The 24,004-nt window shown below is 70.7% G+C and carries 23 protein-coding genes and 2 pseudogenes; 13 read left to right on the top strand and 12 right to left on the bottom strand.

The features are described from left to right. Window positions 1–147 precede the first annotated feature (147 nt). Window positions 148–534, top strand: coding sequence for a helix-turn-helix domain-containing protein (locus AB0B66_RS21310; RefSeq protein WP_360532316.1), 387 nt, complete (start codon window positions 148–150; stop codon window positions 532–534). 859 nt (window positions 535–1,393) lie between these two features. Here AB0B66_RS21310 and nhaA read toward each other — a convergent pair. From nhaA to AB0B66_RS21285, 5 genes are all read right to left on the bottom strand, one after another. Next, the gene (nhaA, locus tag AB0B66_RS21305; RefSeq protein WP_360532313.1) at window positions 1,394–2,719 is read right to left on the bottom strand and encodes a Na+/H+ antiporter NhaA; all 1,326 of its coding nucleotides are present in this window, start codon (window positions 2,717–2,719) and stop codon (window positions 1,394–1,396) included. Window positions 2,720–2,881: 162 nt separating this feature from the next. Continuing rightward, window positions 2,882–3,931 carry a helix-turn-helix domain-containing protein gene (locus AB0B66_RS21300; RefSeq protein WP_360532310.1) on the bottom strand — a complete coding sequence of 350 codons (1,050 nt, stop codon included), beginning with the start codon at window positions 3,929–3,931 and terminating at the stop codon, window positions 2,882–2,884. A 79-nt stretch (window positions 3,932–4,010) separates the two neighbouring features. Next, entirely contained in the window at window positions 4,011–4,796 is a 786-nt protein-coding gene (locus AB0B66_RS21295; protein WP_360532307.1) for an ABC transporter permease subunit, read from the bottom strand. Continuing rightward, the gene (locus AB0B66_RS21290; RefSeq protein ID WP_360532304.1) at window positions 4,777–5,700 is read right to left on the bottom strand and encodes an ABC transporter ATP-binding protein; all 924 of its coding nucleotides are present in this window, start codon (window positions 5,698–5,700) and stop codon (window positions 4,777–4,779) included. Before AB0B66_RS21290 ends, AB0B66_RS21295 begins: the two co-directional genes overlap by 20 nt. A 107-nt stretch (window positions 5,701–5,807) precedes the next feature. Next, the gene (locus AB0B66_RS21285; protein WP_360532301.1) at window positions 5,808–6,782 is read right to left on the bottom strand and encodes a calcium/sodium antiporter; all 975 of its coding nucleotides are present in this window, start codon (window positions 6,780–6,782) and stop codon (window positions 5,808–5,810) included. A 414-nt stretch (window positions 6,783–7,196) separates the two neighbouring features. Between AB0B66_RS21285 and AB0B66_RS21280 the strand changes: the two genes are divergently transcribed. Beyond that, window positions 7,197–8,057, top strand: a complete 861-nt coding sequence (locus AB0B66_RS21280; RefSeq protein ID WP_360532298.1) for an alpha/beta hydrolase — start codon at window positions 7,197–7,199, stop codon at window positions 8,055–8,057. 80 nt (window positions 8,058–8,137) lie between these two features. Here the strand turns inward: AB0B66_RS21280 and AB0B66_RS21275 are convergent, their stop codons facing one another. The 4 genes from AB0B66_RS21275 to AB0B66_RS21260 all read right to left on the bottom strand — a co-directional run bounded on the left by AB0B66_RS21275 (window position 8,138) and on the right by AB0B66_RS21260 (window position 10,887). Next, a complete protein-coding gene (locus AB0B66_RS21275; protein WP_360532295.1) occupies window positions 8,138–8,908 on the bottom strand; it encodes an ABC transporter permease in 771 nt (256 codons plus the stop codon). Continuing rightward, window positions 8,905–9,633 (bottom strand): ABC transporter ATP-binding protein, encoded by a 729-nt coding sequence (locus AB0B66_RS21270; protein WP_360532292.1) that lies wholly within the window; start codon window positions 9,631–9,633, stop codon window positions 8,905–8,907. Before AB0B66_RS21270 ends, AB0B66_RS21275 begins: the two co-directional genes overlap by 4 nt. Beyond that, window positions 9,630–10,193, bottom strand: coding sequence for a helix-turn-helix domain-containing protein (locus AB0B66_RS21265; RefSeq protein WP_360532289.1), 564 nt, complete (start codon window positions 10,191–10,193; stop codon window positions 9,630–9,632). Before AB0B66_RS21265 ends, AB0B66_RS21270 begins: the two co-directional genes overlap by 4 nt. Window positions 10,194–10,425: 232 nt before the next feature. Next, on the bottom strand, window positions 10,426–10,887 hold the full coding sequence (locus tag AB0B66_RS21260) for a Rieske (2Fe-2S) protein (RefSeq protein WP_360532286.1): 462 nt from the start codon (window positions 10,885–10,887) through the stop codon (window positions 10,426–10,428). 423 nt (window positions 10,888–11,310) lie between these two features. Between AB0B66_RS21260 and AB0B66_RS21255 the strand changes: the two genes are divergently transcribed. Together AB0B66_RS21255 and AB0B66_RS21250 are read left to right on the top strand one after the other, a co-directional pair. After that, entirely contained in the window at window positions 11,311–11,508 is a 198-nt protein-coding gene (locus tag AB0B66_RS21255) for a DUF1918 domain-containing protein (protein ID WP_360532283.1), read from the top strand. A 51-nt stretch (window positions 11,509–11,559) separates the two neighbouring features. Further along, a pseudogene (locus AB0B66_RS21250) lies at window positions 11,560–11,763 on the top strand (cation-transporting P-type ATPase); the annotation flags it as partial. Between the two features lie 48 nt (window positions 11,764–11,811). Here AB0B66_RS21250 and fdhF read toward each other — a convergent pair. Together fdhF and AB0B66_RS21240 are read right to left on the bottom strand one after the other, a co-directional pair. After that, the gene (gene fdhF / locus AB0B66_RS21245) at window positions 11,812–14,472 is read right to left on the bottom strand and encodes a formate dehydrogenase subunit alpha (RefSeq protein WP_360532280.1); all 2,661 of its coding nucleotides are present in this window, start codon (window positions 14,470–14,472) and stop codon (window positions 11,812–11,814) included. After that, complete coding sequence (locus tag AB0B66_RS21240) at window positions 14,469–16,139, bottom strand: NAD(P)H-dependent oxidoreductase subunit E (RefSeq protein WP_360532277.1); 1,671 nt, start codon at window positions 16,137–16,139, stop codon at window positions 14,469–14,471. The genes fdhF and AB0B66_RS21240 overlap by 4 nt, the downstream gene beginning before the upstream one ends. 376 nt (window positions 16,140–16,515) lie before the next feature. Between AB0B66_RS21240 and AB0B66_RS21235 the strand changes: the two genes are divergently transcribed. The 5 genes from AB0B66_RS21235 (at window position 16,516) to AB0B66_RS21215 (ending at window position 19,787) form a co-directional block, all read left to right on the top strand. Then, window positions 16,516–16,848, top strand: coding sequence for a CBS domain-containing protein (locus AB0B66_RS21235; RefSeq protein ID WP_360532274.1), 333 nt, complete (start codon window positions 16,516–16,518; stop codon window positions 16,846–16,848). Window positions 16,849–17,139: 291 nt separating this feature from the next. Beyond that, complete coding sequence (locus tag AB0B66_RS21230) at window positions 17,140–17,322, top strand: hypothetical protein (RefSeq protein ID WP_360532271.1); 183 nt, start codon at window positions 17,140–17,142, stop codon at window positions 17,320–17,322. A gap of 144 nt (window positions 17,323–17,466) precedes the next feature. Further along, window positions 17,467–18,450: a nitroreductase gene (locus AB0B66_RS21225; RefSeq protein ID WP_360532268.1), complete on the top strand. Its 984-nt coding sequence runs from the start codon at window positions 17,467–17,469 to the stop codon at window positions 18,448–18,450. An 11-nt stretch (window positions 18,451–18,461) separates the two neighbouring features. Then, a complete protein-coding gene (locus AB0B66_RS21220) occupies window positions 18,462–19,403 on the top strand; it encodes a universal stress protein (RefSeq protein WP_360532265.1) in 942 nt (313 codons plus the stop codon). A 213-nt stretch (window positions 19,404–19,616) separates the two neighbouring features. Continuing rightward, entirely contained in the window at window positions 19,617–19,787 is a 171-nt protein-coding gene (locus AB0B66_RS21215; RefSeq protein WP_360532380.1) for an ANTAR domain-containing protein, read from the top strand. A gap of 45 nt (window positions 19,788–19,832) precedes the next feature. On the opposite strand, the pseudogene AB0B66_RS21210 reads toward AB0B66_RS21215, so the two are convergent. Continuing rightward, window positions 19,833–20,053 (bottom strand): annotated as a pseudogene (locus tag AB0B66_RS21210) (hemolysin III family protein); the annotation flags it as partial. Between the two features lie 150 nt (window positions 20,054–20,203). Here AB0B66_RS21210 and AB0B66_RS21205 point away from each other — a divergent pair. The 4 genes from AB0B66_RS21205 (at window position 20,204) to AB0B66_RS21190 (ending at window position 23,970) form a co-directional block, all read left to right on the top strand. Beyond that, entirely contained in the window at window positions 20,204–20,575 is a 372-nt protein-coding gene (locus AB0B66_RS21205; protein ID WP_360532262.1) for a TraR/DksA family transcriptional regulator, read from the top strand. A gap of 801 nt (window positions 20,576–21,376) precedes the next feature. Next, entirely contained in the window at window positions 21,377–22,417 is a 1,041-nt protein-coding gene (locus AB0B66_RS21200) for an iron-containing redox enzyme family protein (protein ID WP_360532259.1), read from the top strand. After that, window positions 22,414–22,680, top strand: a complete 267-nt coding sequence (locus AB0B66_RS21195; RefSeq protein WP_360532256.1) for a CDGSH iron-sulfur domain-containing protein — start codon at window positions 22,414–22,416, stop codon at window positions 22,678–22,680. The genes AB0B66_RS21200 and AB0B66_RS21195 overlap by 4 nt, the downstream gene beginning before the upstream one ends. 138 nt (window positions 22,681–22,818) lie before the next feature. Further along, a complete protein-coding gene (locus tag AB0B66_RS21190; protein WP_360532253.1) occupies window positions 22,819–23,970 on the top strand; it encodes a glutamate--cysteine ligase in 1,152 nt (383 codons plus the stop codon). Window positions 23,971–24,004: the final 34 nt, after the last annotated feature.

Below are 24,004 nucleotides of genomic sequence, written 5' to 3'. Positions count from 1 at the left end.
CACCTACCGGGTACCCGATCAGTACCGAGCTTCGAGTGTCTGCAATCCCGGCATGAACGAAAAGAAGGCACTTCAAAGTGCCCTGGTATCGCCAGAGGTACCAACCGGTGAAAGGCGGGACCCGGTATACGACATATACTGTTGCGCATGGCGCATCCGACCACCTCGATCAGCGAACCGGAACTGGTGAACTACGGTCAGGGCCGCGAGCTGGTGCGCGACGTGCTGGAGCGCATCGGCGACAAATGGTCCGTGGTGGTCATCTGCCAGCTGGGGCACACCACGAAGCGCTTCAACGAGCTTCGCCGGCTCAGCGAGCCCATCACCCAACGCATGCTCAGCGCCACCCTGCGCGGCATGGAGCGCGACGGACTGGTCACCCGCACCCTGCACGACACCAAACCCCTGCGCGTCGACTACGCGCTCACCCCGCGCGGCATCAGCCTGCTCGCCGCTGTACGACACCTCGCCTGCTGGGCGGTCGACAACGCCGCCGGCATCCAGGAGTCACGGAAATCCTTCGACGCCCTTTAGGTCGCGGGGCACGGTCGGCCACACCGGCTCACTCGATCGCGGCTCGGCGTTCGTACCCGGGACCGAAGCCATCGACCATGAGGTGGGCGACGTTCAGCGGACTCCACCGCACAGAGCGGGCACCTTCTGCCGAAGATCTCGTACACCGCTTCGACGAGATATGCGGGCGTGCGGATCGAGCTTGGTCACTTGCGGAAGGTTGAATTGGGCGGTCGCGGTGGAGTGCGCCATCGTGCGCACTGTCACTACGCGGCGGAGCCCTAGAAGAGCCCCGTCGGCGTGCCCCACGACCATGCCACCGGCCGCTCTCGACGAGGACTGAGCGGCAGGGTCTGCCGTGCCGCAGATGGGAACTTCCGGCTCCAGGATCAAGAAGCTGGCAGTGCGATGCTGTCGATCGCTGCGTCGGCGGTACGAACCGCACCGCAATGCGAAAGGTGGCAAATCCCGCACCGGCCGACAGAACCGCCGATCGATCCACGGGCGGCGGGCACTGCGACTGCGGATGACGTGCCCGCCGCAGCGCGCAGCCCTTCTGTGTTCGTCAGGACACGGGCAAGTACACATACGCGCGTACGGGTTGAGGCATTCGCGAGATCTGAGGGCGATCTTGGCGGCGTCGTTCTGTGTCATACGGCTTGCGTCGGCGGTCGAATCGCTTGAGGTGGACGGGAAGTCGACCTCTCGACCGGGCGGGTCATCGCGCCGCTCTCGATGGTCCTATCTGGTGGGTCGTAGCACGTCCAAGACACACGGGGGCTGCGGACGCCGGTACGCGTCCGCCCTTAGTTGATCAATAAGATGGTGTCTGCGCAGGGTGCCGTCCAATGACGCCCGTTTCTCGGCGTTCGCCGCGTTGTCAACGATCAGCGGTGGGTACCGGTGATGTGGCGTAGACATCCGGGATGCCGTCGGCGTCGGTGTCGATCTGCTCGGCTTCGGCGATGCGCCTGTACACACGTGCGCGCGCTCGCAGCACCGCAGCTGCCAATACTGCGGCGACCACCGAGCCGGTGAGCACGGCGATCTTGGCGTGGGAGTCGGCTTCGGTGCCCAGCCCGAACGACAGCTCGCCGATCAGCAGGGAGACGGTGAACCCGATCCCGGCGAGTATGGACAGGCCGAGGATGTCGGTCCAGGCGAGGTCCTCGTCGAGTTTCGCGGCGGTGAACCGGGCGACGAGCACGGTCGCGACCATTACGCCGATGGTCTTGCCGACGACCAGGCCGGCGGTGATGCCGATGGCGACGCCCGAGGTGAGGGCGTCGGTCAGGCCGGTCAGGCCGCCGATGGTCACCCCGGCGGACAGCAGGGCGAAGATCGGGACGGCGATACCGGCGGAGATGGGGCGGAGCCGGTGTTCGAAGTGGCCGGCCAGGCCGGGGTCGTGCTCGCCGTGGGCGTCGCCGCCGGGGCGCGATCGGACGGGGACGGTGAAGGCGAGCAGGACTCCGGCGACGGTGGCGTGGATGCCGGAGGCGTGCACGAGGGCCCAGGTCGCCGCGGCCAGGGGCAGCAGCAGCCACGGGGAGCGGTGGCGGCGCTGGACGAGTACACCGAATGCGGCCAGCGGAATCAGGGCCGCGGCCAGGGGCAGCGGGTGCAGGCTCTGGGTGTAGAAGAGGGCGATGATGGCGATCGCGATGAGGTCGTCGACGACGGCGAGGGTGAGCAGGAACGTGCGCAGTGCCGAGGGTAGGTTGCGTCCGATGACGGCGAGTACGGCCAGGGCGAAGGCGATGTCGGTGGCGGTGGGGATGGCCCAGCCGCGTGCCGCGGTCGCGTCGGCGTGGTTGACGGCGAGGTAGATCAGCGCGGGGATGATCACGCCGCCGGTGGCCGCGGCGATCGGCACGACGGCCCGGCGGGGTTCGCGTAGGTCGCCTGCGACGAATTCGCGTTTGAGTTCGAGGCCGGCGACGAAGAAGAAGATCGCCAGCAGCCCGTCGGCGGCCCACACGCCCAGTGGCAGGTTCAGGTGCAGCGCGACCGGGCCGACGGGGTACTCCCGTAGTGCGTCGTAGGCGGGTGACCATGGGCTGTTCGCCCAGATCATCGCGGCGACGGCTGCGGCGAGCAGGAGGGCGCCGCCGACGGTTTCCTGGCGCAGGATGTCGGCCAGGCGCCGGGTCTCGGCCCAAGTGCCCCGCCCGAAGATCACCTTGGTGGGTGTAGAGGGGGACATACCGGCCTCCTGCGGTCAGCGAAAACGGACTCGCCGACCAGACTTCCCGGCACACCTGCTCCCACCCTACCCCCATGATCAGCCCTGGCCCTCAGCGGTGATCAACCGGTGGGACGGTCGGTGTCCAGCCCGCGGGTGAGCTCGAGGCCCGCTGCGGCGTGTTCAGCGATCGGCGCTATCGGGCCACCCGAGCAGGCGGGCCCCGAGCACGGCGGTGTGCAGGGTGAATCGCTGGGTGGGTTCGCCGGGGTGGTATCCGGTAAGGGCGTGGATGCGGTCGAGGCGGTAGGTGACGGCGCGGACGCTGACGTGCAGCTGCCGGGCGGTGGCGGTGTGGTTGCCTTCGTTGTCGAACAGCACGGCCAGGGTGTCCAGGTACGGCTGGGCACCGCCGCGTGCTTCGGTGAGCGGGCCGAGCACGGTGGTGACCAGGTCGGTGATCGCATCGCGGTCGCGGAGCAGGACCGGGAAGACGAGTAGGTCGGCGGCGTGCAGGACGGGGGAGGTGAACCCGAGCCGGTCGGCCAGGTGCAGCGTGTTGCGGGCCTCGTCGAGGGAGGTGGCCAGGCCGCCCAGCCCGGGGTGGGTGCGCCCGACGGCGATCTGCCAGCTGCCCGCCGGCAGGTGGGTGTGCAGGTGGCGGGCGAGTTCGGCGGGCACCCCGCGTAACCCGCCGGCCACGACGCAGATCAGCTCGCCGTCGCGCAGCGTCGTGAGGGTGTTGGCGGCGCCGAAGCGCTGGGAGAGGGCGTCGTCGACCGCGTACGCCGCCGCCGGTGACAGCTCGGTGGTGCGGGCTGCTATGACGTTGTGCCGGCCGGACAGGCGGATGCCGTAGCGCTGGGCGCGGGCGGCGAGGTGTCCGGGGTCGGGGTGGGCGGCGAGCAGGTCGTCGAGGAACGCGGCGCGTTCGGTTTCGCGATGGGTGGCTTCGTCGCGGGCGCTGCGGTGGTAGCCGTCGAGCACTTCTGCGGTGACCTGCCGCAGGGTGGCGAGCAGCGCCAGCCCGTGTTCATGGGCGCCTGCGGGGTCGGTGGCGGCCCAGTGGTCGGCGGCGGCTTGCAGGAGCGCGTCGACGGTGGCGGCGCTGGTCAGGGAAGCGGTCGCGGCGCGTACGCCCAATGCGCTCGCTTCGGTCGGGTGCGGCCCGGAGCTCGTGTGGAGCAGCTCGGCGCAGGCGTCGGTAAGCCAGACGGGGTGGGTGTCGCTCAATTGATGTCCTGTCGGCGGAGGAGCGGCGCTGACGGGCTGGGGCGGGTAGCAGGCCAGCTCCCGCCCCAGCGGCCGAGGTTCAGACGCCGACGTCGCGGCGGTCGAACACGACGACCCCGGCGACCGCGCCGACGGCGCCTGCCGCCGCGAGGGCGAGCAGGTGGGCGGGGTGCCAGCCGGTGTGCAGCGGGTCGGTGCCGATGAAGTAGTGGAAGGGTGACAGCCACCGCAGCCATGCTCCGCCGTCGACGATCCCGGATACGCCGCGCAGGATGTAGGTGCCGACGGTGAGTGCGCCGGTGACGCCCAAGGCGATGCCGCGGCGGCCGGTGGCCGCTCCGATGCCGAAGGCGATGCCCAGGAAGCACCAGGCCAGGGCGACCAGCCCGGCCGAGGCCGAGATGATGTTGGCTGCCGGCACGTCGATGCCGACCCCGGGTGCGATCGTCAGCACCAGCAGACCGGGGATGGCGGCCAGCGCGGTCACGGTGACGAAGGTCGCCGTCAGCCGCTGGGCGGCGAATGCCCGCCGGGACAGCGGGTTGACCATGAGCAGTTCGATGCCGCCGTCTTCTTCCGGGCGGGGGATGGTGCGAACGGTGAGGATGACAGCGGCCATGACCACGAGCAGCGGTCCGACGAGGCTGTAGACGGTGGCCTGCAGGTAGCCGGCGCCGGAGGTCATGTCCTGGATGGACAGGAAGTCCTTCATGCCTTCGGGCAGGGCGTCGTCTTTGAGCTGCGCGGCGCCTTGGAAGCCGGCGTAGAAGGAGGTGTAGATGATGGTGAACGCGGCGATGCCGAGCGCCCAGCCGATGATGGCGCGGCGGTCGTCGCGCCAGGTCTTACGCACCAGCGGGGACATCGCCTGCTCCTTCGGAGTGGTAGTAGAAGCTCAGGAACGTCTCTTCGAGGTCGGGTTCGGTCGACAGCAGGTCGACGACCTCGTGGCGGGCGGCGGCTTTGATGAGCGGGTCGAGGCGGCCGTCGACGGTGCAGCGCAGCACCGGCCCGGACACGGTGACGTCGCTGACGCCGGGCAGTACGGCGAACTCGGCGGCCTCGACCGGCCCGTCGAAGTGGATCTCGACGGTGCGCACCGCACGTCGGCCGAGCGACTCGACTCGTTCGACCGCGGCAAGGCGTCCGTCGCGGACGATCGCGACCCGGTCGGCGGTCTGCTGCACCTCCGCCAGGACGTGAGAGGACATGAACACTGTCTGCCCGTTGGCGCGCGCCTCGCGCACCAGTGCCAGGAATTCCTGCTGCATCAGCGGGTCCAGGCCGCTGGTGGGCTCGTCGAGGATCAGCAGGGCGGGGGAGTGCATGAACGCCTGCACGAGGCCGACCTTCTGCTTGTTGCCCTTGGACAGGGTGTGGATCGGCCGCGACAGGTCCAGCTCCAGGCGCTCGGCCAGATCGGTGACGGTCTGCCAGGCGACGCCGCCGCGGGAGTCGGCGAAGAACCGCAGCAGGTCGGCGGCCTTCTCCCGGCCGGGAAACGCCAGCTCGCCGGGTAGGTAGCCGATGTTGCGGTGTAAGGCGGCTTTGTCGCGGCGGGGGTCCAGCCCGAGCACGGTGGCGTGGCCGCGGGTGGGGCGCAAAAAGTCCAGCAGCAGCCGGATCGTGGTGGTCTTACCGGCCCCGTTGGGGCCGAGGAAGCCCATCACCTCCCCGGCACGCACCTCGAGGTCGAGGCCTTCGATGCCGCGGCGGGGCCCGTAGAACTTGGTCAAGTCCTCGGTCCGTACGGCGATGTCGTCTGTCATGTGCCACAGCATCGGCTGCCTCCGGCTGTCGGTTCCAGGTTGAGACTCGGCCGAGTTCGGCAGCAGTTGGCTGCCGAACCTCAGCAACGTCGGCGCGCGGACGCAGGTCAGGAGAACAGCAACAGCGGCAGAGTGAGCCCGTACACGCCGAGCAGGACCATGCCGTCGACACGCGTCAGGCGCAGGGCACGGCGCAGCAGCGCCCACGCCAGCACCGTGGTGAACACCATCACCGACAGCAGCGTCAGCGCGGCCGTGCCCGGGTGGTCGGCACCGGCCGCGAAGCCGATGAACGCGCCACCGGCGAGGCTGTTGAACAGGTTGCTGCCGAACAGGTTGCCCACGACCAGGTCGGTCTCGCCGCGGCGCTGCGCCTGGATCGTGGTGACCAGCTCCGGCAGCGACGTGCCCAACGCGACCAGCGTGAACCCGATGATGATCTGCGGAACGCCGAGCTGGGCGGCGATCGTGGAGGCGTTGGCGACCAGCAGCTGTGCACCGGCCAGTACTCCGGCCAGGCCCAGCACTGTGCGCACCGGCTCGAACCAGGCTGCGGCGCGTTTTACCGGCGCGACGACCACGGCGCCGCCCTCGGCTTCGAACCCGGCCACCTCGGTGACGAGTTCGGAGTTGCCGCCGTCCTTGGCCCAGCGCGCCAGGACGAACAGCGCACCTGTGGCGCACATGGCCAGTAGCAGCGCCGTCAGCGGCCCCAGCCCGATATAGGCTGCCACGGCGAACACCAGCACCGACCCGACAGCAAGCGGCACCTCACGCCGGATCACCGTCGAGCCGACGGCGAACGGGGTGATCAGCGCGGCTGTGCCGAGGATGAGCGTCAGGTTCAAGATGTTGGAGCCGCCGATGTTGCCGACGGCGATGCCGGTGTCGCCACGCGCTGCGGCCAGCGCCGACACCAGGAACTCCGGGGCGCTGGTGCCCAGTCCGATGACCACGACCCCGACGACGACCGGGCTGATCCGCATCCTGGTGGCCAGCCGCGACGAGCCGAGCACCAGATGGTCGGCGGCGAAGGTCAGCAGCACCAGGCCGGCGACTGCCAGCAGGACTTCGGTGATCACGGTGTGCTCCAAGAGTCGAGGGACGGATTTTGCTCGCCGACCAGACTTCCCGGCACACCGGCCCACACCGTAGCGCACGGGTGCCCGACGGTGCGGTGCCCCGGTGCGTGGGTCCGCGGATCCGACGCCGGTCGGGCTACACCCCGGCCGCCGGCTGGGCTGACCTCGGCCGGGCGGTTCAAGCGCAGCCGGTACCGGAGCTCACATTGCGCGACGGCCAGACATGGCTGCGATCCACCGCCTGGACAGCGGGCGGTTGATCGCGACGTGTCAATGCGGACCGGCCGCGACGTCAGGCGGGTTCGGCACCGTCGTCGAAGACAGCGTTGGCGACCAGTTGCACATCCAGGCAACTCTGCTGGACGCGGCGCGAGCGACCTGGACGAACCACGCGCCTGCCCGCACACTGACGTGATGCAGTCCGTGTACCGAAACGCACGCGGTCAGGCGGCGGTACAGCAATGGTGTTCAGACGCCTTGGCCCGGGCGGACTTTCCGCTTGCCACCACGACCGTCGACACCACAGCCGGGAAGGTCCATCTCGCCTCGGCCGGCACCGGCAGGCCGCGCATCGTCGTCATCCCCGGAACCGGCCACAACGCCGCAGCGGCGCTGCCATGGCTGCGTGAATTGTCGCAACACTGGCCGACGACCGTCGTCGACCTGCCGGGCCAGCCAGGCCTCAGCGACCAGCGCCGACCACGGCGAGCCAGACTGGCCTGGTACGGCCGCCTACTGGACGAAGTCCTCGACGTCACGCAGATGCACGGCGTGGTCCTGGTGGGCAACTCGCTGGGTGCCGCGGTGGCGCTGGCAGCAGGCTCGCCCGGCGTCGCCGCGCGGCTGCTGGTGTCACCTGCGGGGTTCGTCCGGCTCACCGTCGATCCGAAGCTGGTAGGTGCTGCAGCAGCGTGGCTGCTGCGTCCCACCCCTGACCGCACCCGTGACATGCTGCAGCTGTTCGTCGCCCCCGGCCGTGACGCACCCGAGACGGAGGTGGAGTGGATGACCCTGATGGCGGCGAACTGCCGCACGACGCTGGCCCCGCCGCCGCTGCCCGCCGCGCTGCTGGCCGACCGCGCTCACCTACCGTGCCTGGTTGCCGTTGGCGAGCATGACCGGTTCCTGCCACCACAGCGGCTGGCGCCGGTAGTCCAGCGCACCACGAACACGCGCCTGAGGATCATCGCATCGATGGGGCACTTGGCCACCCCCGAACATCTCCCTGACGTAGTAGCCCTGGCTGCCGAGGTCGCGGGTCCGCCGAGCAGCTGAACATCCACGGTCGGCTCGCGCCACGGACGTCTGCGGCCTGCGGGTCGCGACATCGAAGGCATCACCGCATCGTCGGTGTTCTATCGATCGAGTTGCAGGCGGTGCCATGCGTGCAGGGTCAGCATGCTGAAGGCAATGGGGAAGGTCGCGGCGAGTAGGAGCTGTGCCGGGGCGATCGTGGCGGGTAGTAGGGCCCACAGCGCGGGTGCGGCCGGCGGGAACCAGCCGCCGTCGGCGCCGGCTACGACGATCATCTGGGTGACGGCCATCAGACCGACGATGGTCGCGATGGCGGGAAGCAGTCCCCGGCCGAGGGTGGCGGCCCAGGCCGCCGGGATGGCGAGCGTGGCGGTCATGGCGGCGAGGGCGAGCAGGCGGCCAAGGCCGGCCCAGTCCGCCGGGTGAGGCACCTGCCCTGTGACGGCGAGGCCGGTCAGCGCGACGGCGATGGTCAGCGCCGTGGCTGTCGCCGCCGCCCACAGCAGGAATACGACGAGTTTCGCCAGCGCCAGGGCAGGCCGGCTGACGGGCAGGCCGAACAGGCCGGTGATGGTGCCGTCGGTGAACTCGCGCCCGAACATCCAGCTCAAGCCGACCCCGAAAGCCAGCAGCCCGGCTGCGGCGGTGACCTGGGTGGCAACGTCGAGCACGGCCGGCCATCCGCCCGCGGCAGCCAGCGGCCCGAGTTTGGCGGCGAGCTGCTCGTTGCCACTGCTCGCCGCCGCTGTGGTGGCGGCCGCCAACGCTGCGACACCGGCGGTCAGCAGGATCGCGGTGCTGGTCAGTACGCGCGAGGCCGCAGCTTTGCGGCCTTCCACGGCGATCGCGGTTGCCAGCATCGACAGAGTCATGACGCGTTCCGATCGTGGTGCATGTCGTCGGCGTGGACGAGCGCGAAGAAGGACCTTTCGATGTCGACGCCGTGCGGGTCGAGGGTCCCGATGACCCGGCCGGCGTTGATGACGGTGATGCGGTGCGCGACCCGGGCGACCTCGTCGAGGTGGTGACTGGACACCAGGATTCCGGCGCCGTCGGCGGCGCGTCGGAGGAGCGCCTCGCGCAGCAGGATCACTCCGGACGGGTCCAGGGCATTGGTGGGCTCGTCGAGCACGATGACACGGGGGTGGTGTTGCAGTGCGCTGGCCAGGCCGAGGCGTTGCCGGTTGCCCAGCGACATCCGCCGTTCTCGTACCGCGGCGTAACTGGTGAGGTTGAGTTCGGCCAGGACAGCGTCGACCATCCGTGCGGCTTGCCCGGCGTCGGCGCCGTGCAGGCGTGCGGCCAGGATCAGGTTCGTCCGGCCGTCGAGCTCCCCGTAGGCCAGGGGAGTCTCCACGAGGTGCCCGACGTTGGCCCAGTCCGCGGTTGGTAATGGTCGCCCGTCAACGTGAACGCGGCCCGCAGTGGGATGCAGCATGCCGAGCAGGAGCCGCATGAGCGTGGTCTTGCCCGCGCCGTTGAGCCCTACCAGGGCATGGATCTCACCGGCAGCGACCTCGAGGTCGATGCCGCTCACGCCGGCGCCGCCGCCGAACTGGCGGGTCAGTGCGCAGGCCCGAAGGCGTGGCGTGGTCACCGGGCGCCGTCCAGGGTGTCCAGGGCCGCCGAGACCGCGCCGGTCAGAGTGAGCCCGTCGTGCTGTGACCAGTCCAGCAGCGCCGCCGTGATGCCTGCCAGCACCGCGGCGGCCGCGACCCGTGCTGAACGGGGGTCGGCGCCGTCGGCGACGAGCTGGTCGACGAGGATCTGCTCGGTGGCGGCGTTGTTGGCGGCGATCGCGGCGCGCAGCGAAGGCGTGCCCGCCGCGATCCGCACCCGACGCCGGACCACGTCACTTTCGGGCTCTGGCAGGTGCCCCCAGGCCGCCCGCAGTCCGGCGACCGCTCTGGCCAGCGGCGCGAGCGTGTGCGGCTGTGCGGCGACCGCGTCGGCGATGACGGGGTCGTATGGGTCTTCGACGACCAGCCGATCCTTGGCGCTGAAATGGCGGAAGAACGTCATCTCGGTGACGCCTGCGGCACCGGCGATCTGCGCCACGGTCGTCTGCTCGTAGCCCTGCTGCTCGAACAGGTCCAGTGCGCACTCCAGCAGCCGGGCACGGGTGCGGCCTCGGCGGCCGCGCGGAGTGTCCTGCATACCGGCACCATAAATGTTAGCGACTAACATTTCAAGCCGGCCGTGTGGCGCGGAACTTTCCACCTGGACGCGGCGGCGCGGGGCGTGCGGATCGCCCTGCCGTGCGCTCTGCTGGTCCTGCTGGCTGGCTGGCGGCACCTCAGAGGCGTCCGCGAGCGCCAAGGTCGCCACGGCCAGGGGCAGCAGGCAGGGGAGCGGCGGTGGCAGCGCGCTGATCGGCGGCGGGTCGGACTCAGCCGAGGGTGATCAGGCCGTCCTTGACGGTCACGGCCTTCGGGCCGAGAGGCAGTGTGGCGGGGCCCAGGACGACCACGCCGTCGGTCGCCGAAAAGCGGCTGCCGTGGCAGCGGCAGATGATCTGGTCGCTTTCCACCTCGGTGACCTGGCAGCCCCAGTGCGTGCAGATCGAGCTGAACGCCTTGAAGTCACCGGCCAGGGGTTGGGTGACGACGACCATCGCGGTGCTATAGACCTTGCCCCCGCCGACCGGGATGTCCGTGGCCGGGCCGAGCACGATGGGGTCGACCACCGGCACGACGGGGTCGGCCGCAGGCACAATGGGGTCGGCTGCGGGCTGGGCGGAGCCGGCGACGGGTGAACCGTGGGCGCCTACCAGGCCGCTGGCTGCCGCGCCTGCGCTGGTCAGCAGTGTTCGTCGCGTCGCGCCCATGACCATTCCGCGCTGTTGATCCACAACCCGCAGCCTAGCGCCGCCCGCTGGTCAATGTCCCGTTTGCCGTATATGACGGGCGTGGCGGCAGTGGCGGGCGGGCGGGCCGGGCGCTGTGGCGCCGGCGCATCCGGGAGCCGATCTGCCGGCCGGCGGAGACAGGCCGCGGGCACATCGATGGGCTGCGACATCAGTGACGTCGCCAGGCCGTGCGCGGTGGCGGTGAGCTGCACCCCTGGCTGCGTGCAGGCGAGGCCGATCATCACGTCCTGCGCGTGGGCTGCAACCCTGCAGGGCCCCCGATCTGGATCAGCTTTGCAGGCACCGTCCACAGCCTCGCTGCCGGACGACCCCGGACGTGCCCCCTGAGCGGAACGGGCCGAAAGTCCCGAATCCGCTGCGGTTGTTCCCTGCCGCGTCAGCCCGGTCCGGAGCGACAGTGGAGGCATGAAGGCACACGTCGGAGACCGCCTCGTGCTCGAGGCCATCCACGTCGGCGAGCCACGGCGGGTCGGCGTCATCACCGAGCTGCGTCACCGGGACGGGACGCCGCCCTACATCGTGCGCTGGCTGGACACCGACCGCGAGAGCATGGTGTTCCCCGGCTCGGAAGCGCGCGTGGAACCGCCTCACGCGCCACACTGACCACGAGCGCAACCCGGGCAAGGGCGTCCGAACCTGTGGGCGGGGGGCCCGATGAGCAGCGCTGAGACGCGTCGTGCTGCCCCATCCGCGTCGCACGCTTCCGATGACACCATGGCGACCGGTCTCACCACCGGTGAGGTGACCCGCAAGCATGCGATGTCAGGACCGAACACGCTGCCGGCAGCGCGACGACCGCCGATCGCACTGCTGCTGGTCCGGCAGCTGACTCACTTCTTCGCTCTGCTGCTGTGGGCAGCCGCGCTGCTCGCCGTGCTCGCCACAAGGCGGTGCGCGCCCGGCACATCACGTCCGGCACAGGCGTACCGCGGTGACCTTGTACTCCGGGCACGACGTCACCGCGTCGACCTCGGCAGAGGTCAGCAGGTTCACGGCGACCTGCGGGAAGTGGAACGCGAGGAACACCTGGCCGGGGGAGACCTCCGCGGTCAGGTGCGCCGCGGCGGTGATGCTGCCGCGTCGGCTGCTGATCTCGACGTCGTCGCCGTCGCGCAGGCCGAGCGCGGCGGCGTCGTCGGGGTGGATGTCCACGCTTTCGCGTGGCTGTAGGGCGAGGTTCGGGGTGCGCCGGGTCATCGTGCCGGCGTTGTAGCGCACCAGCCGCCGTCCGGTGATCAGGACGTACGGGAACGCCGCGTCCGGCTGCTCGCCCGGCGGCAGCCAAGGCCTGGCGGCCAGCTGCGCGCGACCATTCGGGGTGGCGAAACCCTGCTGGTACAGGCGTGCCTCACCAGGGCCGTCGGTTGAACGGCACGGCCAGTGCAAGTGGCCTTCGCGTTCCAGCCGCGTGTGGGAGATCCCGGCGAACAGCGGCGCGACACGGGCGCACTCGGCCAGCGCCGCAGCCGGTGTGGCACAGCCGAGGTCGGCGCCCAGCGCGGCCGCGACCGAGCGGAGGATGTCGAAGTCGGTGCGGGCCTGGCCCGGCGGGTCCAGCGCCGGCCGTACCCGCTGGAACCGGCGGTCGAAGTTGACGAACGTGCCGTCCTTCTCCAGAAACGACGCGCCTGGCAGTACGACATCGGCCAGCCGGGCCGTGTCGGTAAGGAAGATCTCCTGGCAGATCACGAACTCGCAGGCCGCCAGGGCGGCCCGGACGTGGCCGCTGTCCGGGTCGGTCTGCGCGATGTTCTCACCGAACACCCACAGCGCCCGCACCCGGCCGTCGATGGCGGCGTCGAACATCTGCGGGATGCGCAGGCCGGGCCGCAACGGCATGCGATGACCCCAGACCTGCTCACAGCGCTGCCGGGCCCGCGGATCATCGATCCGTTGATACCCGGGCAGCAGGTCCGGCAACGCCCCCATGTCCGAGGCGCCCTGCACGTTGTTCTGGCCGCGCAGCGGGTTCACCCCGCCGCCGTACGCGGTGCCGACCGCGCCGCGCAGGATCGCCAGATTGGCCAGCGTACGCACCCCGTCGGTGCCGTGCGCATGCTCGGTGACGCCCAGCCCGTAGATGATCGACGGCGCGGACGCTGTGCCGTAGAGCCGCGCCGCCTTCCGCAAGGCACCGGCAGGCACCGCGCTGACCTGCTCGACCCGCTCGGGAGTGAACCACCGCAGCTGCTCCCGGAGTTCTTCGAGCCCGTCCGCGCGCTCGGACAGGAAGACGTCGTCGACCCAGCCCTCCTCCAGCATGATCCGTGCCAGGCCGTTGAACACGGCCACGTTGCTGCCGGGCCTGCCGGACAGGTGCACGTCGGCGTACCCGGCAAGCGCCGTGCGACGCGGGTCGACGACGACGAGCCGAGCTCCGGACAGGACCTGCTGCAGGATGCGGGCCCCGACCACCGGATGGGCTTCGGTCGGGTTCGCTCCGGCCAGCAGGATGCAGTCCGCGAGCTCGATGTCGTCGGCCGGGTTCGTGCCGCCGGCCAGGCCGAACGCGGCCGTGAGACCGACGGCCGAGGGGGCGTGGCAGATGCGCGAGCAGTTGTCGACGTTGTTGGTGCCGATGACGGTGCGCATCAGCTTCTGCATCAGGTAGTTCTCTTCATTGGTGGCGCGGGCCGAGGAGATCGCGGCCACGGCGTCGGGGCCGTGGCGCTCGACGACGCCGTGCAACCGGTCGGCGATGACAGCGAGCGCCTGGTCCCAGGTGGCCGGTTCCAGCCGCTGACCCGAGCGGATCAGCGGGGTGGTCAGCCGGTCGGGCGAGGCGGCGAAGCCGTACGCGAACCGGCCCTTGACGCAGGCGTGGCCCCGGTTGACGGACCCGTCGCGATCCGGGGTGATCTCGGCGACCCGTCCGTCGCTGACGTGCACGGTCAGTGCGCAGCCGACGCCGCAGTAGCCGCAGGTCGTGTTCACCGCGGTCACCGGGGCCTGGGTGACGGCCAGGCCCGCCTGCGTGATGGCACCGGTGGGGCAGGCGTCCACGCAGCCGCCGCACGACACGCAGGCCGACTGCGCCCAACTTCCCGCGCCCGGGGCGACGACGGTGTCAGCCCCGCGGCCCGCCAGGGTGAGCGCGAAAGCGCCCTGCACGTCGTCGCACATGCGCACGCACCGCCCGCAGGCGATGCACAAGTCCCGGTCAAGGTGCACGTACGGATGGGAGTCGTCCGCGCCGAGCCCTCGGCCGGCGTCGGCGAACCCGTCGGGGCCGACGCCGAGCTCCGCGCAGCGGTCGACCAGTTCGGTCGGCAGGTCCAAGGCCCTGCGGGGCAGGCGTTCCACGGTCAGCTCGAGGACCTGCCGGGCCATCGCCGTCACGTCAGGGTCGCCGGTGCTCACCACCTGGCCGTCGGCTGCCGGAGTCACGCAGGCGGCGACGACTCCTCGGCCGGTGAGGCGTGCCAGGCACAGCCGGCAGCTGCCCGACGGGCTCAGCCGGTCGTCGTGGCACAGCGTCGGCACCACGGCGCCGGCCGCACGGATCGCCTGCAGAACGGTCGCGCCCGCGGGGACCTCGACCACCCGGTCGTCGACGGTGACCCTCATGGCCCGGACCCGCCGAGCACGCGCAGCAGGCTGCGCACCGCCCGCGGGATGCTTCGGCCGAATGGGCACAAGCTTGCGGCACCCATCAGATCCAGCAGTGCGTCGTCGGTGGAACTCGCGGCCGGGTCGGTGCGCCCGCGCCGCGTGCCCTCCCGGCACGGGGTGCACATTCCGCAGCTCTCCTGGGCGTAGAACCGCCACAGGTGAGCCAGCAGAGCCTCGCCGGACACGGAGTCGTCGACGGCGATGACGCCCCCATGGCCCAGTGCGGCACCCGCGTCGGCGAGCGCCGAGGCCAGCAGCGGAACGTCGAGCTGTTCGGGGCCCAGGAACCCGCCCAGCGGCCCGCCGACCTGCAGCGCCCGCAGCTCGCGGCCACCGGCCAGGCCGCCGCCGAGCCGGTCCACGATGTCGCGCAGCGGCGTGCCCAGCTCCACCTCGTACGCCCCCGGCCAGCTGAAACGCTCGTTGAGGCACACCACCAAAGTCCCGGTTTCGGCACGGCCGAGCCTGGCGTAGACGGCACCTCCGTCGCCGACGACTGCGGGCACGGCCGCGAGCGTCTCCACGTTGTTCACCGCGGTCGGGCGGCCGAACAGGCCGTACTCGCTCGGGTACGGCGGCCGCGGTCGTACGGTGCCGCGCAGGCCGCTCATCGAGCGCAGCAGCGACGTCTCCTCACCCGCCACGTACGACCCGCCCCCGGCCACCACCTCGACGTCGAAGGCGACCGGCGAGCCGTGCACCGCCCTGCCGAGGTGCCCGGCCGTTCGTGCCTGCTCGACCGCCTCGCACATGCTCCGGTATGCCTGCGGGTACTCCGATCGGACATAGACGAAACCCTGCTCCGCGCCGCACGCCAGCCCGGCCAGGGCCAGGCCCTCCAGCACCCGCTCGGGTGTGCGCTCCATGAGCAGCCGGTCGGCGTACGAACCCGGGTCGCCCTCGTCGCCGTTGGCCACGACGTAGCGTGGGCCAGCGGCCGCGGCGACCGCCTCCCATTTGCGGGCGGCCGGGAATCCGGCGCCGCCCCGGCCGCGCAGGCCGGACTCGGCCACCTCAGCCCGCACCCGCTCGACCGCGCCGGGCCGCCCGAGCAGGCGTGGCCACACCTGCCACGCAGGCTCACCTGCCAGGCCGCGCAGCACGGCCGAGTGGGTGACCGCCCAGGCCGGAATCTCGGGTGCGCGCCGCGGGGTGCACCCGGTCAGCTGGTCGGCCAGGTCGGCTCCGGCCGCGGGCTCGTCGCCGTCCAACGCCGCGGGGCCGCCATAGCAGAAACCGAGGCAGTGGACCTCCTGCAGTGACACCTCGCCGTCGTCGCTGCTCTGGCCGACACGCACGCCGAGCGCCTGCTCGACCTGCGCGATGTGCCGCCCGCCGCTGGCGATGAAGCACGCGGTGCCCGCACAGACCCGTACGTGTCGCGGGGCGGTCGGCGTACTCAGGTCGGTGTAGTACGTCGCCGAGCCGTAAACGGCTGCCAGCGGCGCGTTCGCGGCGGCGAAGGCCGCCCGCTCCGTCGTGTCCGTGAGCGGCACCTGACCGGTTCTAGCTTGCCGCAGCCTGGTCAATGCGTCGGTGTCGCCGGTGCGGGCGACCAGCTCCTCCAGCGCGCTTCGCCCTGGTCGCGGCCATACCGGTCCTGCCGGCTGCCGTCGCGTCATGGCGTCCTGCTCAGCTCGATGTGCGCCACGACCAGGACAGGACAGGCGGCGTGGCGAGGCGGCTGCCGGCTCACCGAAGCCGGCACCAGGCCGGTGAACACCACGATCGGAGAACTGGCTGCGATCGCTCTCACCACCCTTGCGATTGACACCATTGTCCGCTGTTTTACCGAGCCCGGAAGCAGGAACGTCCCAACCGGCACTGCGCCCGACCAATCCACGGAGCCGAGCTTCACCAGGTCATACGTCCCGCCGCGGGGGGCTGTGCGGCCCTGTCCATGAGCCGTGCGCCGGGTTCACGTTGGAGATGACCACCGCGCCCACGCCACCCCGGAGCAGCTGCTCCGCGTATGGGCATGTCGAGAAAGGCAGCGCCATGAACGAGCCCACGGTGCGCGATGTCATGACCGCCGAGGTCATGACCGTTCCCCTAGACACGACCTACGCCGACATCGCCCAACTCCTGGCTCGCCACAAGATCAGCGCGGTCCCTGTCCTCGACGATCTGCACCGCCTGGCCGGTGTGGTCTCCGAGGGAGACTCGCTGCGCCGCATCGAGTATCGGCCTCCAGCACCTGCGGGACGCCCAGGAGCTTTACGACATCATCGAGAACCGGCACCGCAGGACCGCCCGCTGACCATCAGGCCTGCCCGCACCACGGCGGGCAGCAGCGCGCGTACGGCTTCAGCCGCACACCTGCGATCGTAGGGCTCGCTCGTCGCCGTCAGTGCCGACGATGACAGCCGGTGTAGCGTTCGACACCGTCGAGCCCGCCCCGGCGGGACCCGCCCCGGCCGTCGCATGAGCCGTAACGCACTAACTCGCCGTCCCGGCACCAGACCATGCGCGCCCAACCGTACGAGGCCGGAACTCGCCGTCCGTGGCCGGTAATGATCGCCGGAAGCGATGGCGTCGAGTAAACGCGACAGCGTCCGCATGGCAGCCTCATCTCGGACGATCTGCCGCTGAGCCGCTGCCCGGCCTGCAGGCCGCGTCGACGTGACAGTCCGTGCCAAAGGCGGCCGCCTCACCGTCAACGTCGCCGACGACGGCTGCGCCGGAGCCTTCGCCTGCGGCGGCCTGCTCAACCTCAGCGACCGCGCAGCCCCGCACGGCGGCACCATGACCATCGGCCGCGCCGACACCGGTGGCACCCTGCTCACCTGGTACGTCCCGCTATGACCCGGGTGCCTTTCCACGCCGCAACCCGATCGTCTGCCGCCTTCGTGCCACGAGCGGCAGGTTTGGGCGGTGCGGGACCTTGTCCCCGCCGACGCAGGTCGCGGGCCCCTGCTCCTATCACGGCGGCGGGATGACGGTGAAGACATGACCACCGCAAGAGCGGCACACGAGCAGGCCCTCCGTGGCGCCGCGCACACCGCCTTGGCCGCACCGTCGATCTTCAACACCCAACCCTGGCGGTGGGAGATCGACCGCGAGCGTGCCCGGCTGTACGCCGACCGGCGCCGCCAACTGCTGGTCGCCGACCCCGAAGGACGGCTGCTCACCGTCAGCTGCGGTGTCGCCCTGCACCACGCCCGCATCGCCTTGGCCGCGGCCGGACACGCCGTCGGCGTACACCGCAATCCCGACCCCGCCGATCCTGACCTGCTCGCCGAACTGACCATCGTCGGCACCCACGACCCGAGCCTTGCCGAACTGCAAGCCGCCGCCGCGGTCGCGCGCAGGCACACCGACCGGCGCCCCTTCACCGGCCAGCCGGTCTCCGACGCCACCTGCCACGACCTGATCATCGCCGCCGAGACCGAGGGCGCACACGCGCACCTCATCGACGACAACCACATAGCCGTGCTCGCGCTCGCTGCGATCAAGGCAGGCGCCCTGCAACTGTCCGACCCGGGTTACCGCGCCGAACTCGCCGACTGGACCCACCGCCCGCCGTGGAGCGGCGAAGGCGTGCCCACCGAGACCACGGTACGGGCCGTGCCGCGGCGGGTGCCGGTGCGCGACTACGCACCCTTCGGCGGGGACACCATGCGCCCCGGCCGGGAAAGCGACCGCGGTGCACGCTACCTGCTCATCTACACCGACACCGACGACCCCGACGGATGGCTGCACGCCGGCGAAGCCCTGTCCGCCGCACTGCTCGCGGCGATCACCGCGGGACTGTCCACCGCACCGATCAGCGACATCACCGAACTGCCCACCACCCGAGACGAGCTACGCACGCTGCTGCCGGGTCTGGGCCACCCGCAGGTCGCGGTGCGCGTCGGCTACCCGCCGCCCGGTGAACCGCCACCGCCCACCACACGACGCCCCGCCGAAGACGCCATCAATCCGCGATACTGAAGGAGAGCACCATGGCCACCACCCAGCCCGTCATCGTCGGCGTCGACGGCTCACCGTCCAGCCTCGCCGCCGCCTCCTACGCGGCCGAACTCGCCGTACGCCGCCACGCCCCACTGCACCTTATCTACGGGCACCTGGCTCCGCTGTACGGCTATGGCACGATCGCCCTGTCCCAGCCCTCGCCAATGGCTGAGGAGCAGACCCGCGCCGATGTCGAGCGCAACCTCGCCGATGCCGTGGAAGCCGTCCACAAGCAGCACCCGGAACTCGTCGACATCCAGTCACGCCAGGTCCCGGGCAACCCGGCCGGTGTGCTGATCGACCTGTCCCGCACTGCCGCAGTGACCGTCGTCGGCAGCCGCGGCATCGGCGGCTTCCGAGAACTCCTGCTCGGCTCCGTTGCCGCCCAGGTCGCCGCGCACGGCCACGGTCCGATCATCGTGGTGCGCCCACCGGTGCCCGACCGCGAGATCCCGCCCGGCCCCGAACAGCCACCGACAGCCACACCACCACTGGGCCCCGTGGCCGTCGGCGTAGACGGCTCGGCCGCCGCGGCCGCCGCCGTATCCTTCGCCGCCGCCGAGGCAGCCGCCCGCCACGTGCCGCTGATCGCCATACACGTCTACTGGCCCGAGCCTTGGCCGGGATCCGAGGACACGGACCCGCTGACCGCGGCCGAGGAACACGCCAGGCAGACCGCCGACCAACTGCTCGCCGATGCCCTCGCCCCCGTCGTCGCCGAACACCCGCACCTCGAGGTCGAGTACCGGCCGAGCCGCAGTCTCAACATCGAACAAGTGATGATCGACAGTTCGCGTGACGCGGGGCTGACCGTCGTCGGCTGCAGAGGACGAGGGGGGTTCGCCGGAATGCTGCTCGGCTCCGTCAGCCACGCGCTCGTCGCCCACGCGCACGGACCCGTGGCCGTGGTCCACCCTTCCCAGCATCCGTAGCAGAACGCCTACCGGCCGGCGAACCGGCGTTCTACGTGGCGGAGGGTCGTCGGCCGGACGTGTCAGACCCGCGAGCCGCTGGATCTTTCGCCAGCGTCGGTAGTTGCACGGTCGTCCGCATGAACACGAAGTGCCGTGGGTACCGGTGTGACAAGGGACCGTCAGCCGCGGTGAGCGGCTCAGCGAGCAGTTGCCGGGCGCGCTGACAGCCGGATCGTCATCGAGCAGGGCAAGGGCGCGTTCGCGCAGGCGCGCGGTGTCAGTGTGGACGAGGCTGTCGGGCTGACCCGCGCCTACTGCCGCAGCTACAACCTGCGCCTGGGCGACGCCGCCCGTGCCATAACGACTGACTCGGCCGGCATGCCCGGCCTGGCGAGCCGCTGATCCGAGGCCGGGCCCATAGGGCCGCTCGCGGGCCGTCGGGTGCTGTCAGGCGAAGACGGCGAGATAGATGGCAATGTATTGGCACAGTGCGGCGATCAATGTGCAGGCGTGGGACACGTCGTGGTGGCCGATGCCGCCGGCCAGGGGTTCGGGCGGCGTAGGGCGAACAGGATCGCGCCAACGCTGTAGACGACCCCGCCGACAGCCAGCAGGATCAGCGCGACCATCCCGCCTACCTGGGCGACGTCGGGAAGGATTACCACGGCCGCGGCAGATCAGCCCGCCTGAAGCATCACGGCCGGCCGGTGCCTCAGCCGGCCGCCGCGGTTATCACGCGGCAACGGCCGGTGCGCGGTCGGTTTAGGGCGACCGGTGCAGGGAAGTCAGGGCGCAGGCGCACCACATAGGAGGACACGATGACCGCTGTAACCGACGGTTTGGACATGGCCGCGATCGGTCTGCTGCTCCGCCAGCGCCACGCCGAGACCACCGGGCAGGTCGGCCGCCTGCAAGCGCAGGCCGCCTCCATGCGGGGATCGCACTACGCGGGCTCCGGTGACGCCGCCGACGCCGGCACGGTGGCGCTGGAGGCCGCGGAGCAGACGATGGTGACCATGGCACTGCAGGAACAGCTGGTTCGGCTGCAAGCAGCCATCGACCGCCTCGACAGCGGCACCCTCGGGGCCTGCGGGCGCTGCGGTGAGCAGGTCCCGCTGACCCGGCTGCAGGTGATGCCGTGGGCCACGCACTGCGTACCGTGCCAGAGCATCGTCGACCGCCACCGCTGAGTCATGAGCGGCCTGGCGCAGGCTCGGAGCGAACGACGCGGACACGTCGCCCCGAGCGTGCGCTGTTCATTCGACCCGGATGCTCCCGAAATGAGGATTCAGACGGCCATCATCGATGCGATCGGGCCACTCACGGTCCTCCAGGCCGACCGCGGCATGTGAGTTCATCGACATCGCTGTGCGGGCCCGGCACGGCGGCGGAGCTAGATCCCGGACCGCGTGGCGGAGATCCCGATTGCCGCGCTCCGTCGTTTCCTGCTGCGCCATCGGCCCCGTGTTTGAGGGGTAACCGATGGGGAACTCCAGAACTCCACTGTCTGCGGGATGTCGTCGTTGTCGGCGGGGACCCGGACTCGGCGGCCACTGAAACGGGGGCATCGAGATGGCTCAGCAATACCGGGACCGCGCGGAGCGGCAGGTAACGGACGCCCGGTCTGATTCGACAGCAGGGGAGGAACGGTCGCCAACCGGAAGCGCGACGTACCGAGAGCATGATCTCGCAACGACGCCGGGGAAGTTCACCGACGGTGCCGGGCAGGGCACATCAGGTGAAGGTGCGATAACCGCTCACCCGAGAACCGACGGAGGCGATGACGACGTGCCCTCAGCCGTTGCGAGACCGTCCGACCCGCCCAGCCACGAAAAGGGCGCGCGTACCGACGGGTAGCCGCAACATGGCGACAGGCCGCGGCACCGTCCAAGCCGACCGTCGCCGCTCGGCGGATGCTTGTCTGTCCTGAGGAATGACAGGCCGACCAGCGGCGAACTGATCGTCACAGCACAGCGAGGCAGGAGCGGACCATGAGACTTCCCGAGGCGCGGGGCGGCCTTTCGGCGGCTGTGATCGAACGTCTTCGGTCAGGGAAGGCGATCAAGGACGCGCGTCTGCCGAACCGCGTCGACGTCGATCCGCTGGCTGACGAGGACGTGCAGCTCGCGCTGGCCGTCTGCTACGAGCTGCACTACACCGGCTTCGACGACGTGGACGACCGCTGGGAGTGGGATCCTGGACTGCTGGCGTTGCGCGCCGACATCGAGCGGCTTTTCGAAAGGGAACTTCGGGAACAGGTCGGTCCGCAACCGGCGACCAGCGCCGCCGAGATACCCGCCGCGCTGACCGCGCTGACCGCCGAGCGGGAGGGCCCGTCACTGGCGCGTTACATCCAGTCCCACGCCACGATCGAGCAGTTCCGGGAGTTCGTCGTGCACCGCTCCCTCTACCAGCTCAAGGAGGCCGACCCGCACACCTTCGCCATCCCTCGGCTGACCGGGCGCGCCAAGGCCGCGCTGATCGAGATCCAGATCGACGAGTACGGCTCCGGCAGGCTCGCGCGGATGCACGCCGAGCTGTTTCGCAACACGATGGGCTGCCTGGGTCTGGACACCGACTACGGCGCCTACCTCGACCGGCTGCCGGCGGTGACGCTCGCCGTCACCAACATGCTGTCGATGTTCGCCCTGCATCGGCGGCTGCGGGCGGCGCTCACCGGTCAGCTCGCCGCCTTCGAGATGTCTTCCAGCCTGCCCAACAGCCGTTACGGCAACGGTCTGCGCCGCCTCGGCGGCGACAGCAAGGCGACTCTGTTCTACGACGAGCACGTCGAGGCAGACGCGGTGCACGAGCAGATCGCCGCGTACGACATGTGCGGCTCGTTGGTCGCCGAGCACCCGGAACTGGCCGCAGACGTGCTGTTCGGCGCCGCCGGCTCCGAGGTGCTCGGGGGCAGGGTCAGCGCGCACCTGCTCGACAGCTGGGCCGCCGGCCGCAGTTCGCTGCGGGCAGGGACCGCAGCGCGCGAACTGCTGCCAGAGACCGATGTGCTGGCAGGAGCAGCGGCATGACACACGAACCTGCCCGCCCTTCGGCGACGGTGACGCCCTACGAGGACGGTCCGCTGCTGTTACGCGGCGACTTCGAGATCATCACCCCGGACGGCGAGCACATCGAGGCCGGCAGGCCGACGGTCGCGCTCTGCCGCTGCGGCCGTTCGCGGATCAAGCCGTTCTGCGACGGCACCCACAAACTGATCGATTTCCGGGCTCCGGCCGGCCGGCAGACAGGCCGCCCCGATCCGGCCGACGACGATCCTCACCTGCCGGATTGACACGGCTCGGCCGGCAGGCGGCCGCCATGAGCTGCTCCTACGAGTCGTCGACGCGGGAAGGGCACCTGGTGGTGGTGAGGCTCCGTACCGGGGAAATGCAGTCAGTAGGTCTTCAGATCACCAGAGGCGGCTGAGCACATGGATCCAGGTTTCAAAGGGGACGGCCGTCGGGTCGCCATCGCGGACCGCAGCCCGCTGACCTTGGGCGTCGAGGAGGAGTTCCTGCTGCTCGACACGTCGAGCGGCCGTAATCTGCCCGTCGCCGACGAGGTGTTGGCGCGGCTGACCGGGCAGGCACTGGAGCAGAGCCGGCACGAGTTCCGCGAGAGCATGATCGAGATGGTGACCCCGGTGTGCGGGGATCTCGCACAGCTTCGCGAGCACCTGACGTCCTCCCGTGCTCAAGCCGCCGCCGCCGGCGCGGCGCTCGGAGCCCGGCTGGTGGCGGTGGGGGCGACCCCGGTACGGGAAGCGGCCATCACCCGGCCTGCCGCCGAACGATACGAGCGGATCATCGACCGCTTCGGACCCGTGGCACTCGATCCGGCGCTGTGCGGATGCCACGTCCACGTCGGCGTGCCCGACCGCGAGCTCGCCGTCCAGGTCTGCAACCACCTGAGGCCCTGGCTGCCCGTCATCCAGGCCATCGGAGCGAACTCGCCGTTTCACGCGGGCGTCGACACCGGCTACGCGAGCTGGCGCTCGATCCAGATGGAACGCTGGCCGAGTCTAGGCCCCTCCCCGTACTTCGCGAGCGCCGCGGATTACGACCGCACCGTCCAGCAGCTGATCACGGCCGGTGTGATGCTGGATGTGGGGATGGTGCTGTGGTATGCCCGGCCCTCGGCCCGGTACCCCACGGTCGAGGTCAGGGTCGCCGACGTGCTGCCGACGGTCGACGACGCGGTCCTGGTGGCCGGGCTCGTCCGGGCGCTGGTGACCACCGTCGTCGACGACATACGCGCCGGGGTGCCGGCACCACGGCTGCGGACCGGCCTGCTGAACGCCGCGCACTGGCGGGCCGCCCGCGACGGGCTCGAAGGCCACCTGGTCGACCCGACGACCGGGGAACTGGTGCCGGCGGGGGAGCTCGTCGATGACCTGCTGCGTTTCGTCGGCCCGGTGCTGACCAGGGACGGCGACCTGCAGACGGTCAACACCGGCTGGGACCGGCTGCGCAGGGCGGGCACCGGCGCGGAACGTCAACGCCGGGTCCACCGCCGGACCGGTGACATTCACGACGTGCTGGCCTACCTCGCTTCCGAGACGATCGGCGACGGGGCGCACTGAGGCAGTGAACGGGACGGGGGAGGCGGCGCGTGAG

It is taken from the genome of Catellatospora sp. NPDC049111 (genome assembly GCF_040648615.1).
In the GTDB taxonomy this organism is placed as follows: domain Bacteria; phylum Actinomycetota; class Actinomycetes; order Mycobacteriales; family Micromonosporaceae; genus Catellatospora; species Catellatospora aurea.
Note: the sequence above shows the minus strand (reverse complement) of the source record. Positions and strands in the feature narration are given on the sequence as shown.

What these genes read in the sequence shown, in the direction of transcription:
- AB0B66_RS21205 (WP_360532262.1), top strand. Translation starts at nt 20,204, where the DNA reads ATGACCGCTGTAACCGACGGTTTGGACATGGCCGCGATCGGTCTGCTG.
- AB0B66_RS21190 (WP_360532253.1), top strand. Translation starts at nt 22,819, where the DNA reads ATGGATCCAGGTTTCAAAGGGGACGGCCGTCGGGTCGCCATCGCGGAC.
- AB0B66_RS21240 (WP_360532277.1), bottom strand. Translation starts at nt 16,139, where the DNA reads ATGACGCGACGGCAGCCGGCAGGACCGGTATGGCCGCGACCAGGGCGA.
- AB0B66_RS21275 (WP_360532295.1), bottom strand. Translation starts at nt 8,908, where the DNA reads ATGACTCTGTCGATGCTGGCAACCGCGATCGCCGTGGAAGGCCGCAAA.
- AB0B66_RS21290 (WP_360532304.1), bottom strand. Translation starts at nt 5,700, where the DNA reads ATGACAGACGACATCGCCGTACGGACCGAGGACTTGACCAAGTTCTAC.
- AB0B66_RS21280 (WP_360532298.1), top strand. Translation starts at nt 7,197, where the DNA reads ATGCAGTCCGTGTACCGAAACGCACGCGGTCAGGCGGCGGTACAGCAA.
- AB0B66_RS21265 (WP_360532289.1), bottom strand. Translation starts at nt 10,193, where the DNA reads ATGCAGGACACTCCGCGCGGCCGCCGAGGCCGCACCCGTGCCCGGCTG.
- AB0B66_RS21255 (WP_360532283.1), top strand. Translation starts at nt 11,311, where the DNA reads ATGAAGGCACACGTCGGAGACCGCCTCGTGCTCGAGGCCATCCACGTC.
- AB0B66_RS21310 (WP_360532316.1), top strand. Translation starts at nt 148, where the DNA reads ATGGCGCATCCGACCACCTCGATCAGCGAACCGGAACTGGTGAACTAC.
- AB0B66_RS21200 (WP_360532259.1), top strand. Translation starts at nt 21,377, where the DNA reads ATGAGACTTCCCGAGGCGCGGGGCGGCCTTTCGGCGGCTGTGATCGAA.
- AB0B66_RS21295 (WP_360532307.1), bottom strand. Translation starts at nt 4,796, where the DNA reads ATGTCCCCGCTGGTGCGTAAGACCTGGCGCGACGACCGCCGCGCCATC.
- AB0B66_RS21220 (WP_360532265.1), top strand. Translation starts at nt 18,462, where the DNA reads ATGGCCACCACCCAGCCCGTCATCGTCGGCGTCGACGGCTCACCGTCC.
- AB0B66_RS21195 (WP_360532256.1), top strand. Translation starts at nt 22,414, where the DNA reads ATGACACACGAACCTGCCCGCCCTTCGGCGACGGTGACGCCCTACGAG.
- nhaA (WP_360532313.1), bottom strand. Translation starts at nt 2,719, where the DNA reads ATGTCCCCCTCTACACCCACCAAGGTGATCTTCGGGCGGGGCACTTGG.
- AB0B66_RS21235 (WP_360532274.1), top strand. Translation starts at nt 16,516, where the DNA reads ATGAACGAGCCCACGGTGCGCGATGTCATGACCGCCGAGGTCATGACC.
- fdhF (WP_360532280.1), bottom strand. Translation starts at nt 14,472, where the DNA reads ATGAGGGTCACCGTCGACGACCGGGTGGTCGAGGTCCCCGCGGGCGCG.
- AB0B66_RS21225 (WP_360532268.1), top strand. Translation starts at nt 17,467, where the DNA reads ATGACCACCGCAAGAGCGGCACACGAGCAGGCCCTCCGTGGCGCCGCG.